The sequence below is a fragment of the Streptomyces sp. N50 genome, from assembly GCF_033335955.1.
Lineage (GTDB): Bacteria > Actinomycetota > Actinomycetes > Streptomycetales > Streptomycetaceae > Streptomyces.
Genome location: NZ_CP137550.1, coordinates 1,444,251 through 1,459,393 on the forward strand (window position 1 = coordinate 1,444,251; position 15,143 = coordinate 1,459,393).

17 protein-coding genes are annotated in these 15,143 nt (G+C 71.5%); 5 read left to right on the forward strand and 12 right to left on the reverse strand.

Annotated elements, in window-relative coordinates:
* Window positions 1-16: 16 nt before the first annotated feature.
* A complete protein-coding gene (locus R2B38_RS51135; RefSeq protein ID WP_318023035.1) occupies window positions 17-841 on the forward strand; it encodes an AfsR/SARP family transcriptional regulator in 825 nt (274 codons plus the stop codon).
* Here R2B38_RS51135 and R2B38_RS51140 read toward each other — a convergent pair.
* From R2B38_RS51140 to R2B38_RS51170, 7 genes are read right to left on the reverse strand one after another with little or no spacing between them, the layout of a single operon-like run.
* Entirely contained in the window at window positions 828-1,082 is a 255-nt protein-coding gene (locus R2B38_RS51140; protein ID WP_318023036.1) for an acyl carrier protein, read from the reverse strand. The two genes, R2B38_RS51135 and R2B38_RS51140, sit on opposite strands and share 14 nt — an antisense overlap.
* 15 nt (window positions 1,083-1,097) lie before the next feature.
* Entirely contained in the window at window positions 1,098-1,961 is an 864-nt protein-coding gene (locus R2B38_RS51145; protein ID WP_318023037.1) for an ACP S-malonyltransferase, read from the reverse strand.
* A complete protein-coding gene (locus R2B38_RS51150) occupies window positions 1,958-2,725 on the reverse strand; it encodes an enoyl-CoA hydratase-related protein (protein WP_318023038.1) in 768 nt (255 codons plus the stop codon). The genes R2B38_RS51145 and R2B38_RS51150 overlap by 4 nt, the downstream gene beginning before the upstream one ends.
* Window positions 2,722-3,987, reverse strand: coding sequence for a hydroxymethylglutaryl-CoA synthase family protein (locus R2B38_RS51155; protein ID WP_318023039.1), 1,266 nt, complete (start codon window positions 3,985-3,987; stop codon window positions 2,722-2,724). Before R2B38_RS51155 ends, R2B38_RS51150 begins: the two co-directional genes overlap by 4 nt.
* Window positions 3,981-5,282, reverse strand: a complete 1,302-nt coding sequence (locus R2B38_RS51160) for a beta-ketoacyl synthase N-terminal-like domain-containing protein (protein ID WP_318023040.1) — start codon at window positions 5,280-5,282, stop codon at window positions 3,981-3,983. Before R2B38_RS51160 ends, R2B38_RS51155 begins: the two co-directional genes overlap by 7 nt.
* Window positions 5,279-6,052, reverse strand: a complete 774-nt coding sequence (locus R2B38_RS51165; RefSeq protein ID WP_318023041.1) for a phosphopantetheine-binding protein — start codon at window positions 6,050-6,052, stop codon at window positions 5,279-5,281. The genes R2B38_RS51160 and R2B38_RS51165 overlap by 4 nt, the downstream gene beginning before the upstream one ends.
* 11 nt (window positions 6,053-6,063) lie before the next feature.
* Window positions 6,064-7,875: a polyketide synthase gene (locus tag R2B38_RS51170; RefSeq protein WP_318023042.1), complete on the reverse strand. Its 1,812-nt coding sequence runs from the start codon at window positions 7,873-7,875 to the stop codon at window positions 6,064-6,066.
* A 258-nt stretch (window positions 7,876-8,133) separates the two neighbouring features.
* On the opposite strand from R2B38_RS51170, the gene R2B38_RS51175 reads away from it, so the two are divergent.
* From R2B38_RS51175 to R2B38_RS51190, 4 genes are all read left to right on the forward strand, one after another.
* A complete protein-coding gene (locus tag R2B38_RS51175) occupies window positions 8,134-8,904 on the forward strand; it encodes a polyketide synthase (RefSeq protein ID WP_318023043.1) in 771 nt (256 codons plus the stop codon).
* A gap of 88 nt (window positions 8,905-8,992) precedes the next feature.
* The gene (locus R2B38_RS51180) at window positions 8,993-9,961 is read left to right on the forward strand and encodes a zinc-binding dehydrogenase (RefSeq protein WP_318023044.1); all 969 of its coding nucleotides are present in this window, start codon (window positions 8,993-8,995) and stop codon (window positions 9,959-9,961) included.
* Window positions 9,962-9,996: 35 nt separating this feature from the next.
* Window positions 9,997-10,239 carry a hypothetical protein gene (locus R2B38_RS51185; protein ID WP_318023045.1) on the forward strand — a complete coding sequence of 81 codons (243 nt, stop codon included), beginning with the start codon at window positions 9,997-9,999 and terminating at the stop codon, window positions 10,237-10,239.
* Window positions 10,240-10,253: 14 nt separating this feature from the next.
* Window positions 10,254-11,240, forward strand: a complete 987-nt coding sequence (locus R2B38_RS51190) for a beta-ketoacyl-ACP synthase 3 (protein ID WP_318023046.1) — start codon at window positions 10,254-10,256, stop codon at window positions 11,238-11,240.
* On the opposite strand, the gene uppS is transcribed toward R2B38_RS51190, so the two are convergent.
* The 5 genes from uppS to R2B38_RS51215 are packed head-to-tail and all read right to left on the reverse strand — an operon-like array spanning window position 11,228 to window position 15,110.
* Window positions 11,228-12,007 (reverse strand): polyprenyl diphosphate synthase, encoded by a 780-nt coding sequence (gene uppS, locus R2B38_RS51195; protein ID WP_318023047.1) that lies wholly within the window; start codon window positions 12,005-12,007, stop codon window positions 11,228-11,230. The genes R2B38_RS51190 and uppS overlap by 13 nt on opposite strands.
* Window positions 12,008-12,017: 10 nt before the next feature.
* Window positions 12,018-12,800 (reverse strand): enoyl-CoA hydratase/isomerase family protein, encoded by a 783-nt coding sequence (locus tag R2B38_RS51200; protein ID WP_318023048.1) that lies wholly within the window; start codon window positions 12,798-12,800, stop codon window positions 12,018-12,020.
* A 59-nt stretch (window positions 12,801-12,859) separates the two neighbouring features.
* Entirely contained in the window at window positions 12,860-13,078 is a 219-nt protein-coding gene (locus tag R2B38_RS51205; protein WP_318023049.1) for an MbtH family protein, read from the reverse strand.
* Window positions 13,075-14,322 (reverse strand): cytochrome P450, encoded by a 1,248-nt coding sequence (locus R2B38_RS51210; RefSeq protein WP_318023050.1) that lies wholly within the window; start codon window positions 14,320-14,322, stop codon window positions 13,075-13,077. The genes R2B38_RS51205 and R2B38_RS51210 overlap by 4 nt, the downstream gene beginning before the upstream one ends.
* Window positions 14,322-15,110, reverse strand: a complete 789-nt coding sequence (locus tag R2B38_RS51215) for a thioesterase II family protein (protein ID WP_318023112.1) — start codon at window positions 15,108-15,110, stop codon at window positions 14,322-14,324. Before R2B38_RS51215 ends, R2B38_RS51210 begins: the two co-directional genes overlap by 1 nt.
* Between the last annotated feature and the right edge of the window lie 33 nt (window positions 15,111-15,143).

A 15,143-nucleotide genomic window follows, 5' to 3' on the forward strand; every position in this document is an offset into this window, starting at 1 on the left:
TTCAGAGAGGTGACCCATGCAGTCACGTGATGGCAGCATTCGGCACGCCATCTGCCTTCTCCGTCCGACCCTTCTCACAGCCGCCACAGGTGACGCCTGCAGCCCTCGCCCCTCCCTGCGCCGCAGTTTGCTGGAACTGCTCGCCATGTCGGCTCAACGGCCGGTGGCGACCGGCGTCATCGTCGAAGAACTGTGGGCGGGCGCGCCCCCGCTCCAACCGGAGCAGGCGGTCCAGGCGCACGTGGCCCGACTGCGCAAGACCCTCACACGGCTCGGTTGGAGCGAGACGGAACTGCAGGTGTGCACGGTGGGGGGCGGATACATGCTCGACGTCGCCCCTGCGCGGGTGGACGCCCTGTACTTCGAGCAACTCATACACGAGGCCACGGCGATGTCGACGACCTGCGCCGAGGCCGCGATCCGTGCCCTGGACCTGGCGCTTGCCGTCTGGCAGGGGCAGCCGTTCGGCGGTGTGGTGGACGGGGAGTGCCACCGGATCGCCGCACAGTACTGGGAAGAGCTGCGTACTCTCGCCCTGCGCACCTGGGCGGAGGCCCAACTGCGGTTGAACCGTCCGCAGGCCGCGGTGGCCCGGCTGCACCCGGAGGGCCTGGCCGGGTCCGCGGACGAGGGGCTGAACACGATCCTGATCACCGCCCTGTGCCGGATCGGCCGGAAGGTGGAGGCCATGGAGGTCTACCGGTCGTTGCACAACCGCCTGGTGCGCGACTACGGCATCGAACCGTCCCCGGAGCTGAAGTCCCTCTACCAACGCATCCTTCTGGACAAGGCCGACACCCGCTTCCGGTTCCTGCTGCCCTCCACGACTACTGCTCCCTGATCCGTTCACAGACCTCGGACACCATCTCCGACACGGTGGCGTAGAGGTCGAACTCCGCGGCCTTGATCTCCACTCCGAGTTCGCGACGCAGCATCTGGCTGAAGTCCACGACACTCAACGAGTCGACCCCCAGATCCAGCAGTAACGCCTCCGGGTCGAGCGGTCCCTCCACGTTCAGCTCACGCAGCCACGCGTCGACCATCTCCTCGATCTTCTGCCTCGTGTACGTGTTCGCGTCCATGACCCCTCCTGGTGTTCAGTTCGACGGGGTGGCGGCCAGGCGCGCCGCCCTCACCATTCCCATGAGTGCGGTGCCGCCGCCGATCTCGCGGAAGTGCGGCGCGGGCAGACCCAGCAGTGACTCCACTGTGCTGTGCCAGAGGACCGGGAGCGTCAGGTGCCGCACCAGCAGATCCGGCAGTTGGCGCCGGTCGTGGGGCCGGGCCGTCACATTGGCCGGCACCGGGATCGCCGGCTCGGCCCACTCAAGCCCTGCCGCCGCGGGGGCGAACTCCCGCGCGGCCGGGGCCATGAGCGGCGTATGGAACGCCCCGCTCACCCGCAGCGGCCGCGTCTCACAGATCCGACGGTCCGTCAGTTCCATGGCGAGGGACCGTAGTTGTGGTGTCGGGCCGCCCACCACCAGCTGCCGGGGTCCATTGGTCACCGCGAGACTCACGTCTCCGTGACGCTCGGGGTCGAGCAACGGTCCCAGCCGGTCCCAGCCGAGGCCGAGCACCGCCAGCATGCCGCTGCCGGTCACCGCCGCCATCGCCTCGGCACGGCGGCGCACCAGCCGCAGCCCGTCGGCGAAATCCATGGCGCCGGCGCACTCCAGCGCGTTGTACTCGCCGAGGCTGTGACCGCAGACCACTTCGGGCGCGGGCGCCCCCGACGCGAGGGCCGCCCGCCACGCCGCGGCCCCCACGACGTACAGGGCCGGCTGCGCGTACCGCGTGTCGTCCAGCCGCTCCTGGGGCCCGTTCTCGCACAGGTCGCGCACCGAATAGCCGAGGACGGCATCCGCCGCCTCCACGAGTTCCGGGGCCGCGTCCCACCAGCGTGCGCCCATACCGACGCGCTGGCCTCCCTGCCCGGGGAACATCCAGATCTCGGTCATACGCCCTCCCACGCGGGACGCGCCAAGTCCATCAGTCGGCGTGTCTCCGGGCTGGCCAGCCGCCCCGCCAGCACCGCCGGCGCCCGATCGGCCAGACCCGGCGGCCAGGGAAACGCCTCCCGCCGGTAGGCCTTCAACGCGCGCACGGCTTCCGGTCGGCACCCGCGCAGAGGGCGCAGTGCGCTCGGCAGCAACGTGGCGCCGTCGGCACCCACCAGGTCCGCCAGCCCCCACTCGGCGCCACGTGCCGCGTCGACCTCCATGGTGGTGAGCGCCATGAGGCAGGCGCGATGCTCACCGATCCGCCGTGCGACGAAGGGCAGCGCCATCGCCGGAACGAGCCCCAGCAGCGCTTCCGTACAGCGCCAGCCCGCCCGGTCGCCGGCCAGGACCAGGTCGCAGGCGGAGGCCAGGGCCACGCCGCCGCCCACGGCGGGCCCGTCGAGCACCGCGACGGTCACCACGGCGCAGCCGGTGAGACGCTCGAACAGGTACCACGGCGAGGTCTCCCGGCGAGTGAACCACCGCTCGTCGGCGGCCGTGTCGAGCGGCAGTCCCGAACAGAAGGTCGCCGAGGCGGAGTTGAGTACCAGGGCCCGGCAGCCCGGCATCGCCTCCGCGCGGTCGACGGCCCCGTGCAACAGGCGGACGAGCTGCTCGTCCAGCGCGTTGGGGTCGTCGGCGCGACGCCCGATGCTGGCTTCGAGATAACCGGGACGCTCGGCGATCCGCACCCGCGGAGCCGCTGCCGGGGCGCCGGTCACCAGGGAGCACCGTCCGTCCACGCGTAGTGCCGCCGATAGTCCTCCACCCCGGTCAGCATCAGCCGCGGCGACCCGGCCTCCTTCACGTGCCGCAGAGCCGGCTGGGCCGCCTCCAGGTCGACGCCCGCGTTGCGGACACCGGCCGGCACATCGGTGCCGGCGAACCGCGCGTAGTGGTCGAAGTCCAACGGGCAACGGCTGTCGAGGGCTTCCCGGACCCCGCCGTCGGCCACGCGGTCCGCCGCCCCCGGTGCGATGTCACAGCCGTAGAACTCGGCCGAACAGCCGGAGCCGTACGAGAACACGCCCGCGGCGGCCTCCGTCCTTATGCCGCCGTGTGCCACCGCGCTGATCAGGCAGAGCAAGGAAGTGCCGGTGTAGATGTTGCCCGTGCGGCGCACGTACGCGAGGGACGGTTCCACCCGGCGCTCGAAGTCCGCGTCGATCTGCGTCGGGGTGAGTCCGACGACATCACGCGTCAGAGTGCGGTGCGCGCCCTTCACCATGGCCGCGAACGGGGTGTGCATGGCGAGGAGGTCGAAGTCGGCGAGGAAGTCCGCCCCCGGCACCCTGGCCGAGTAGTCCTGCCAACAGAAGCGCAGGCATTCCAGGTAGCTCAGCAGTGAGAGGTCGGGGTCGATCACCTCCTCCGTGTAGGAGGGGCGGAGGGTGTCGGACACGTCGGCGCAGTGCAGCCCGCTCAGCCCGAGGCGCAGGGCGGCGATGCGGGGCTCGGCCGACACCAGCACCGCGACCCCGCCGACGCCCGTGACGGCTTCCGGCAGGCTGTGCAGCGGGTGGTGACCGATGTCGCCGGTGACTACCAGGGCACGTGCGTCGGGCCGGGGGCTCGTCGCCACCACGGCGGCGGCGAGCTGCACGGCGGCGGTCGCCGAGTAGCAGGCCTGTTTCATCTCCACGGTGCGACAGGTGCTCGGCAGACCCAGCAGCCGGTGCACGGATCCGCACAGCGACTTGCTCAGGTCGAGGCCGGACTCGGTGGCGAACACGAGAAGTTCGATCCCGTCCCGCTCGTCAGGCGTCAGCTGCTCCAGGACCCGGCGTCCTGCGGTCGTACCGAACGTGACAGGGTCGTCGCACGGCAGCGCCACCCCCCGTGCCTCCATGCCCAGTGCGCGTACCCGGCGATCGTGTGCCGCGTCTCCCCGGCTCAATGCGTCGACCGTGATCGCGGCCGCACCCGGGTCGACGCCGATCGCGTCGATACCGACCGTCCTGGCCCGGTCCGTCCGCCTCACCATGTCGGGTCGTCCTTTCCCGTACCGGCACGGCCCAGCACGAGCGAGCAGCTGATGCCGCAGAACGCGTAGCTGGAACTGACCGCGACGGCGAGATCGGCCTGGACGGTGTCCCGGGGAGCGAAGGTGAGCCCGTCCGTGCAGGGCCGGGTGAGGTGCGGGTTGCCGTGGCAGAAGCCGTCCCGCAGCTGGATCGCCGTGGCGATGAGTTCCAGCAGGCCCGACGTGCCGAAGCAGTGGCCGGTGAGCGCCTTCGTGGCGTTGACCAGCGGGCGGGCACCGAACACCGCGGCGAGGGAGTGCCCCTCGATCTCGTCGCCGATGTGGGTCCCCGTGGCGTGGGCGTTGACGTAGTCGACGTCACGTGCGTCGATTCCGGCCCGGTCCAAAGCCCTGCGCAGTGCGGTCGTCTGCCCCTCCGGCGTGGGGTCGGCGGCCCGCCTGCCGTCCAGGGCCTGGCCATGGCCGAGGAGCAGCGCGAGCGGGTCACGGCCACGCCTCGCGGCATCCTCGACGGGTTCGATCAGTACGGCCGCGGCGCCCTGACCGGGGACGAAACCACTGCGTGTCCGGTCGAAGGGGCGGCACAGCGTCCGCGGATCACGGTGCGGCACGGTCGCGGTCAACGCTCCGGCCTGCCGCAGAGCGGCCAGCTCGACCGCCGAGTGCTCGGTAGCGGGCGCCACGACCAGACAGCGCGCCGCCTCTCCCGAGGCCACCAGACGGGCGGCCTGCTGCACGGCGACCGCTCCACTGGCCGCCGAGGCGCCCAGGACCCAGCCCTCCCCCACGGCGCCCGTGACCTGGCTGACCGTGCCCACGATGTCGACGTCCATATGGGTGAGCGCGTAGGACGGCGCGACGTGACCCTGGTCGGCGAATCTCACCACCGCCTCGGCCTGGTGTCCCGGGGCGAGATCGCCGCCCGCCACGATCAGTGCGCACTCGCCGAGGTCTTCGTCGGACAGGGCCGCGTCGTGCACGGCCGCGGCGGCGACACAGGCCGCGGTGACGGCGGGCAGCGTGCCTCGCGCCGAGACAGCGGCCAACCGCTCCCGCAGCCGAGGTGCCCGGGGAAGGTGATCGCGGGCCCAGGCGGACGGCGTGAAGCCGGTGAGGGCGGCCACGGCTCCGGCTCCGGCCCGCCGGTACACGGTGTCCTCCGCCGGAGCGGCGACGGCCGAACAGGTGCCGGACAGGGCCTTGGCGTACTCGTCGAGGTCGCCCGCGTGACCGGTGAGGACAGCTCCCGAGGTCAGGGACAGAGGGGTGATGGTCCGTGCCCGGCGTTCGGTCATCCGCGGTCCCTCGACTGTTCCAGCACGGTCGCGAGCTCGCCCAGGTTCTCCGCCGCGGCCAGCCGGTCCGCCGGCGCCTCGATGCCCAGACGGTGCATCGCCTGGGCCACGATGTCGGCCCGGTCCAGTGAGGAGGCGCCCAGCTCACGCAGCGAGCACCCCGGTGTCACCGCGGCCGCCGGCGTCTCGGGAAGCACCTCCAGCACCGCCTCCCGGATGACCATGAACGTCTCCGGGAGCGGTTGCGGCGCCTCGTCGTCCGTCTGGTGCGCCAGGTAGGCGGCGAAGCGGGCCGGGGTCGGGTGTTCGTTCAGCAGCTTCTCGTCGTCGGACCTGTTCAGCCGGGTGTTGAGCACCGAGATGAGCTCCACCTTGAGGATCGAGTCCATCCCCAGGTCGGCGAACGTGCTGTCGTCCATGGCCGGGTCGAACTCGGTCATCAGCACCTCGGCCAGGCACTCACGGACCACCGCGAGGACGGGCGGCTGGGCCCGGCCACCGTCGGACCCGCCGGTCAACTGCACGTAATAGGCGGCCAGTTCACGGGGCGTGGGGTGCTCGTTGACCTCGGCGGCCCGGACCTGCTGGCCGAACACACCGTTGAGCGACTCCAGCAGTTCCACCGTGAGGATGCTGTCGAGGCCCTGCTCGACGAGGGGGACCTCGGGGTCGACCTCCTCCGGGGCGACGAAGAGCACCTTGGCCGCACGGGCCACAACCGTCCGTAGGGCGTCCTGGGAGGTGGAGGTGGCGTTGCTTGGCAGGGACACGATGCTTCCTCTCATCGGGGGCCTTCGTCCGGCGGCGGGGCGTCCTTGAGCTCGGGTTCGCCGGGTATCCAGAAGCGGCGGCGGTCGAAGGGACTGGTCACCAGAGCTGCCCGGGTCCGACCCGCCTCCGCGGCCCATGGCCACGCCGAGGTCTCACCGGTGAGCCATGGGGCCTGTGCGGGCGGCCGGTCCGGGTGCGCTGTCCGGGAGTCGAACAGTGCCGGGTGGGAACGGTCCTCGGCCAGGGCCCCGAACGCCTCGCACGCCTCTTGGGTGCTGCGCGCGAACACCACCGCACGCCGGGGCAGATGGCGCCGGCCGGCGCCGAGCGCTGCCGCGACCTCGGGGAGAGTGGCCCCGCAGTCAGGCAGTTGGCGGGCCAGCAGGGAGGCGGTCCGGCGCAGGGACGGAGCGTCGGACGCCGACAACGGCAAGGCCACCGGGCGCCCGCCGACGGTGTCCTGGACGGTGTGGTCCGGCTCCCACGACTCGACCACCACGTGGGCGACGGAGCCGCTGATGCCGAACGCGTTCACACCGGCCAGACGCGGCCGGTCGGCCGAAGGCCACCGCATCGGCCGGTCCGCCAGTGCGACCGAGTCCGCCAGAGCGATCCTGGGATTGATCTCGTGCAGTCCCGGTATGGGGAAGACCCGGCCCTGACGCAGTGTCAGCACAGCCTTGATCAGCCCGATACAGCCCGCCGCCGCCTCCAGGTGGCCGACGTTGGCCTTCGCCGAACCGACCCACAACGGGCTCCGCCCGTCCCGGTCGGTCGCCGGCGAGGCATCGTGGCCGTCGCCGGTCACCTGGCACAGGGCGGCGATCTCCAGCGGGTCCCCGGACGGCGTCGCGGTGCCGTGGGCCTCCAGGTATCCCATCGCGCGCGGAGTCAGCCCGCTGTCACGCCAGGCACGGGTGATGACCGCGGTCTGCGCGGAGAGGCTGGGCGAGGTCATGGTCTCGGTGCGTCCGCCGTGCCGGACCGCGGCGCCCCGGATCACCGCCAGCACCGGATCGCCGTCGCGCCGGGCGTCTGCCAGTCGGCGCAGGACAATCACCGCCCCGCCCTCGCCTCGGACATAGCCGTCCGCGTCCGCGCTGAACGGAACGCAGCGGCCGCGCGGCGAGAGCATGCCCGACTGGAGGTAGGCGGCCTCGTTCAGGGCGGCGCAGAGGATGTTGGTCGCGCCCGTGATCGCGGTGTCACAAGCCTCGGTGCGCAGTTCGGACACGGCGAGCGCGATCGCCGTCAGTCCGCCGGCGCACGCCGTGTCCACGGTGATGCTGGGACCGCACAGATCGAACTGCTGCGAGATGCGGTTCGCGTTGAACGACAGCAGATTGCCCACGCCGGTGTAGCCGTCCCGTATGCCGGCCGCCGCGACGCGCTCCCGGAAGTCGTACCCGCCGGCCGCGACGTAGACCCCGGTGTTGCTGCGGGCCAGCCGGTCCGGTGCGATGGCCGCGTGTTCCAGCGCCTGCCAGGTGAGTTCGAGCAGCAGCCGTTGCGCCGGATCCATGGCCACGGCCATGCGGTTGCGGATGCCGAAGAGAGCCGCGTCGAACTCGTCTATCCGGTGCAGCAGCGCGGCGCGCAGGACGGGCTTGTCGGTCATCTTCAGCGTCGAGACGTCCAGCCCGGGGAACCGGTCCTCGGGGATCGGCCCGAACCTCACCTCTCCCCGGTCGAGCAGCGCGGCGAACTCGTCGAGGTTGTCGGCCCCTGAGACACGGCACGCCATCCCCACCACCGCGATGGGTTCACCGGCACGGCTGTCGGTCTCTCCGGCGGGTGCCTCTGGATCTCGGAACGTGGTCAACACGCAGTCCCTTCCGGATCGTCGGGAAAGCCGACGGGAACAGCCGTCGCACTGCGGGCGGACGGCTCGACACCGAGTATCGGGTCCGGCCACCGACACCTCGCCGACACAACGTGTACGCCGTACCGGCCGCCGTACCAGTGTTGATCTTGTAGTCACTGTGTCGACGCTCTCGGTAAGACTGTTGGGACAAGTCCCTGCCGGGGCCTGGGGATCCGGACGCCCGGCGGCCCGTCGCGGTGAGAGGGGAGGAACCGTATGCCCGTCGATCCGGCAGCCGACGACTCTCCCGTCCGCCTGACCGTGGGCGGTGCCGTCGCCCGGGTACGGATCTGCGACCCGGTCGAGCGGAACCGGATCACACCGCGGCTGTGCGCCGCACTGCCGGCGGCCCTGCGCGACGCCGCGGCCCATCCCGCCACGCGAGTCGTGCTGCTCGGCGGGGAACCCGACGTGTTCTGCGCCGGCGGTTCGCAGGACGAGCTGCTGGGCTTCCACCAGGGGCGGTCCACTCTCGACGCGGAGGAGTGCATCACCGCACCGCTGAACTGCCCGGTCCCCGTCGTGGCGGCGATCCGCGGCCACGCGATCGGCGGCGGACTGCTCCTCGGGCTCTACGCGGATCTCGCGGTGTGGTCGGAACGTTCCGTGTACGCCGCCAACTTCATGGCCTACGGATTCACCCCCGGGGTGGGAGCCACAGCTCTGCTCCCGGCCCGGCTGGGTGCCGTGCTCGGTACGGAGATGCTGCTCACCGGGCGTTCCTACCGCGGTCGGGAACTGCGCCAGCGCGGGGTTCCGTACCGGATCGTGGCCCACGACCTGGTGGAGAGCACAGCCCGTGAACTCGCCACGCGCACCGCCCGGGCGCCCCTGAGGAGCCTGCGTCTGCTCAAGGGGCATCTGCGCGCGGACCTGCGCCGGGCGACGGACGAGGTCCTGGGCCCCGAACTGCGCATGCAGGCCGTCACGTTCGCGCTGCCGGAGGTCGCCACCCGCATCACGGACTCCTACCCGCCCCCTGGCTGAACCCCTGCCCGCGACCTGGCCGCCCCTCTGCCGTCGGCGTGCCGGCCCCACACCAGCCCCCAGTCCCCAGCCGCGGAGGAACCTGTCCATGAAGGCGGTCTACGCCGAGCGTCCCTGCCCCGACGACCCGCTGGCCGTGCTGCGGTTCGGTGAACGCCCGGAGCCCGAACCGCCCGACGAGGACTGGACGGTGGTGACGGTGCGGTCCGCCGGACTCAACCACCACGATCTGTGGACCCTGCGCGGATCGGGCGTGCCGGCGCACCGGTACCCGCTGACACTCGGCGTGGAGTGCGCCGGAACGGACGAGTCCGGCCGTCCCGTCATCGTGCACGGCATGGTCTACGGCCGTGAGTTCCTCGGACATCCCGTGCGCGATCCGGAGTGGACGATGCTGGGCGAGGGGCGGCCGGGCACCTTCGCGGAGCGGGTCGCGGTGCCCCGGCACACGCTGATCCCGAAGCCGCCGCAGCTGAGCTTCGCCGAGGCGGGTGCGATCACCGGTACCTGGCTGACGGCGTACCGCATGCTGTTCACCCGAGCCGGACTGCTCCCCGGCCAGACGGTGCTCGTGCAGGGCAGCGGAGGAGGCCTGTCGACCGCTCTGATCCGGCTGGGCCGGGCAGCGGGGCTGCGGATATGGGCCACCTCACGCGACGAGTGGAAGCGCGAACTCGCGACCGAGCTGGGCGCGGACCAGGTGTTCGCCGCGGGTGCGCCGCTGCCGGAGCGTGTGGACGCCGTGATGGAGAGCGTCGGCCGGGAAACCTGGGCACACAGCCTGCGCTCGGTGCGGGCCGGTGGCTGCGTGGTGGTGGCGGGGGCGACGACCGGAGCGCTGCCGCCGGCGCACCTGACCCGGATCTTCTGGAACGAACTGCGGGTGCTCGGGGTGATGTGCGGAACCATGGAGGAGCTGCGCGGACTGCTGACGTTCATGGTCGCCCACGGCCTGCGGCCGTACATCCACCGCGAGTTCCCCGCCGAGCACGGCGTCGAGGGATTCCGCCTGCTGGCCCGGGGCCAGATCGGCGGAAAGATCGTCCTGAACTGGTGAATCGGTCAACCGGAGTCGTACGAGGAGGATTGCGGATGGGCACGGGCGCGCCCCCGAAGGGCATTTCCGAGATCACGCTGAGCCTGGTGATCAGTGAGTTGGACAACCCCTCGCGTGAGGAGGTGTCCGCCGTGGATGTCGCGCGGAGCACGGGCATGAGCACCGTCACAGCCCGCCGCTACCTGCGTTTCCTCGCCTCCATCGGCAGGGCGGAGGTGTCCTGCCGGTACGGGAAGGTCGGAGCACCTGAGCGCCTGTACCGCCGGTGCGGTTCCTGAGCGGAGGACGAGGGATGGTGGCAGTGGTCAGCGGTGTCGGCGCCGCACGGCCGGACCTGGTGGTCCGCAATTCCCATTTCGCGTATCTCGGCATCTCCGATCAGTGGATCACCAGTCGTACCGGCATCGGGGAACGGCGCTGGCTCGGACCCGGAGAACGGCTGACCGGGTTGGCCGTCGAGGCGAGCGCCCTCGCGCTCGCCGACGCTCACTGCGCGCCGGAGGACGTCGACCTGGTCATCGCGGCCACCGCCACCCCCGACCGGGTCTCCCCCGGTCTGGCACCCGAGCTGGCCTGGGGCCTCGGTCTGCGGGGCGTACCCGCGGTCGACCTCAATGCCGCCTGTACCGGCTTTCTCTACGCTCTGGACCAGGCGGTGGCGCAGATCGACGCCGGCCGGAGGTCCACCGTGCTCGTCTGCGGTGCCGACGCGGCCTCCCGGATCATCGACCCGGACGACCGCTTCACCGCACCGCTGTTCGGGGACGCGGCCGGCGCGGTCGTCGTCCGGGCCACCGGTGCCGAACGCTGCTGTGCCGACTGCGCTCCCGCCGTCGTGCTGGGGGCGGACGGCTCCCTGGGGGACATCCTGTACGTGGACCGGGAGCGGGAGCGCCTCACGGTGCACATGGAAGGCGCCGAGGTCTACGAGCGAGCCGTCGACGCCATGGCCGAAAGCACTCGCCAGGTCTGCGCCGTACGGGGAGCGGAGCCGGCGGACATCGACCTGTTCGTGCCGCACCAGGCCAACGCGCGGATCATCAGGTCGGTGCTGCGCCAGTTGCGGTTCCCCGCGGAGCGCACCGTGGTGTACGTCGGAGAGTCCGGCAACACGTCGGCGTCCTCGATACCGCTGTCCCTGCACCGTGCTCAGCTGGAGGGACGACTGCCGAGCGGCACCCGCGTGGGCATGGCCGCCTTCGGAGCCGGCCTGACCTGGGCCGCCGCCCTCCTCGACTGGAAGGGATGCCGGCACACGCCGAACGGTCAGGCGCCGTAGCGTCGTTGGCGCGCGGCGTACGCGCGCAGGGCCCGCAGGAAGTCGACGTGCCGGAAGGCCGGCCAGTAGACGTCGCAGAAATACAGTTCGGAGTACGCCGTCTGCCACAGCAGGAACCCGGACAGCCGCTGTTCCCCGCTGGTGCGGATGACGAGGTCCGGGTCGGGCTGGCCGCTCGTGTACAGGTGTGCGGCGATGGCGTCGGCGCTGAGACGGTCGGACAGCTCCGAGGCCGGTGTGCCCGACTCCGTCTCGGCGTCGATCCAGGCGCGGAAGGCGTCCAGCAGTTCCTGGCGTCCGCCGTAGCCGATGGCGACCGTGAGGTGGTGGCCGGTGGCACAGGTGCTGGTGGTCTCCTCGGCGGATTTGAGCGTACGTGCCGTGGAGTCGCGGATGAGGTCCAGGTCGCCCGCGATGCGCAGCCGCCACAGGCTGGACGGCCGTGTGAGGTGCTCGTCGACGACCCGCTCGATGACGCCCATCAGGAAGTCCATCTCGGCCGAGGAGCGGTTGCTGAGGTTCTCTGTGGAGGCGGCGAAGATGGTGACGTGTCGGATGCCCGCGGCGGAGCACCAGTCGAGGACCTCCTCGACGTGTTCCGCGCCGTGCTGGTGGCCCAGGCTCGGGTTCACCAGACCTGCCCGTCGAGCCCAACGCCGGTTTCCGTCCATGATGATGGCGACATGGCGGGGCAACGGCCCCCTGGCGAGCCGGCGTTGGATTCGGCCTTCGTAGAGCCGGTAGAGCAGTCGGCGCACACGCCTCACCCCATACCTGTCAATTGCCGTGGAATTCCGGCCAGTTCCCGGACTCCCGGGCATTCAGGCCGCGTTGCACATCTCGTGTCCCGAGTCCCCGGACGAAATCCTCGTGTTCCCGTCGCAGGTGTTCCGCCAGGGGTAGTGAAAGCGCCTGGTGGGCCAGGGACTTCGCGGTGCGGACGGAGTGGGGGGCCGCTCGCGCCAGGGCCCGGGCCCGGTGGAGAGCGACCGACATCAGGTCGTCGGCCGGGACGACAGCCGAGACCAGACCGATCCGCAGTGCGGCGGCGGCCCGCAGCACCGGCTGTTCCAGGAGCAGCGGCAGCGCCTGGGACAGTCCGACCACCCGGGGCAGGAACCAGGACATCGCACCGTCCGTCGAGCAACCCAGCGCGCCGTAGGCGAAGTTGAAGGCGCTCCGTGCCGAGGCGATGCGCAGATCGCATGCCAACGCGAGCGAGAACCCCGCGCCGGCCGCCTGGCCGTTCACCGCCGCGATCACCGGGCATTCCAGTGCGGCCAGGCCGAGGACGACCTCGGCCAGAGCCCGCACGGGTGCCGGGACCTCCTCGGCGGACCGGTCGGCACGGGCGCGGAGGTCCCCGGCAAGTCCCGCCAGCTCGTCGAGCGAGCCGCCGAGGCAGAAGTCGCGTCCGGCACCGGTGAGCACCACCACGCGCACCGCGGCGTCGTCGCGCAACCCGGTCACCGCCGTCCCGAGGTCGCGCAGCATCTCGAGCGTCAGGGCGTTCCCTGTCCGCGGCCGGTCCAGTGAGAGCACCGCGACGCCGTCCGACACGTCCACTCGGACCGTGCGGCCGTCCCCCGTCGCCCCGGGATCGGCACGCGCCGCGCGCGTCACCCGCCGGAACCGGCCATCCCATCGACCAGGCTCCTGGGCCGCAGATCCGTCCAGGTCCGCTCCACGTAGTCCAGGCAGTCCTGCCGGGAGGCCTCCGCGTGGGCGACCCGCCAGCCGTCCGGCACCGCGACGAAGGACGGCCACAGGGAGTGCTGGCCCTCGTCGTTGACGAGGACGAGGTAGGTGCTGTCAGGGTTGTCGAAGGGGTTGGTCACGTCCGTCCTTCCGTCGTGCGTGATGTGTTCGCGGGGGTCAGCGAAACGGGCAGGGACTCCAGGCCGCCGATGAGGTTGGATCTCATCCGACGGACCGGACCGGCCAGTTCGGCCCGCTCGACCCGACGGGTCAGCTCCTCGAACATGATGGTCAGCTCGGTGGAGGCCAGCGCGGCACCGATGCAGTGGTGCGGGCCGTGCGCGAAGGTCAGATGCCGGTTGGGCGTGCGGGAGACGTCGAAGACGTCGGGGTCGGCGAAGACCTGTTCGTCCCGGTTGGCCGAGGCCAGCCACAAGGTGATCCGGTCCCCGGCACGGATCCGCTCACCGCCGATCTCGGCGTCCTCGGCCGCGGTGCGCAGCAGATGCATCGCCGGCGAGGTGTACCGCAGCACCTCCTGTACGGCACCGGGCAGCAGCTCGGGCCGCTCGCGCAGCAGTGTCCACTGGTCCGGGTTCTCGATGAAGGCGAGGAGACCGCCCAGCGTGGCGTGTCGGGTCGTCTCGTTGCCGCCGGAGATCAGGCCGTTGCAGTTGAGCACCACCTCCGTACTGGTCAGCGGTTCTCCGTCGATCGTGCCGTGCACCAGGGCGCTGATGATGTCGTCCCGGGGCGAGCGGCGCCGCTCGCGCATCAACTCGTCGTAGTACTGGAAGAGTTCGGTGTGGGCCACGGCGGCGGCCGCCGCGTCCGTGTCACCGGACCGGTCGCCCACGCCGAACGCGGTCATGGTCCGGCTCAGCATGAAGTCCCAGTCGGCACGGGGCACTCCCAGCAGATCGCAGATGACCGAGAGCGGCAGCCGTGCCGCGACCTCCGTGAACTCGCAGGTCCCGCCCGCCAGCGCACCCCGCAGCAGCTCGGTCACCGTGGTCCGCATGTTGACCTCCAGCCTGCGGACCGTGCGCGGGGTGAAGGCGGAACCCATGATGCGCCGGATCTTGCCGTGCCGTGGCGGATCGGAGATCACCATCATCCTGCCCGCGCCGGCGGCCGTGGCCGTCTCGTCCGCGTCCAGTCTCATGCCGCCCGTGGAGGAGAAGACCGTCGGCTGGGACAGGACCTTCACGACGAGGTCGTAGGAGAGGACCGCCCAGAACGGGACTCCCCCCGGACGGACGACCTGGCACACGGGGTGTTCTCGGCGCAGGCGGCGCCACACCGCGAGCGCCTCTCCGCGCTCGTACAGCAGGGGATCGGAGAGATCGGGTATCTGGGCCGTGGTAGCGGCATCGGAGGACATCAGCGCACACCCCCTCGTCGTTCGGTCTCCCGCCGGTCGGCAGGTGTCGGGACATCGGTGACTCCGACCGCCGGCCCGATCAGCTCCAGCACGGACAGCTGCTGTTCGACGAGGTAGAAGTGGCCGCCCGGAAAGACCCGGACGTCGCACCCGCCCTCGGTCAGGTCGCCCCAGCGGTCGAGCAGTTCGGGATCCACGCCCGGGTCGTCGGTGCCGCCGAGAACGGTGATGCCGGCCCCCAGGAGGGGCGTGTCCGTGTACACGTAGCTCTCGCACAGCGCGAAGTCGGCCCGCAGGACGGGCAGCAACAGCTCCAGCAGGGAGGGGTTGGCCAGCACGTCCTTCGGTGTGCCCTCCAGCCGGCTGATGTGGTCGACCAGCCCGTCGTCGGACAACGCGTGCACGCGCGTGGGGCGGTAGAGGTGCGGGGCTGTCTGTCCCGACACCAGCAGTCGTACGGGCGGCCGCCCCAGCCGGGTCAGCGCACAGGCCACCTCATAGGCCACGAGCGCGCCCATGCTGTGCCCGAAGAGCGCGTACGGCACGTCGGCGGCCCGTTCCGCGACCGGGCCGGCCAGTCGCATCGCAAGGCGTTTGAGGGATGTCTCCGGCGGCTCGGCCAGCCGTGGCGGCCGTCCGGGGTACTGCACCGGAACCACCTCGATGCGCGGATCGAGCAGGGTGCTCCATTCCCGAAAGGCGACGGGCCCCGCCCCGGCATGCGGCAGACAGAACAGTGAGACTTCTCCGGGGCCGGCGCCCCCGCCCCGGAGGGGCGGGGAAACCAGAAGGCGTCGCCGCCCGGCACCGGCAGGCCGTCG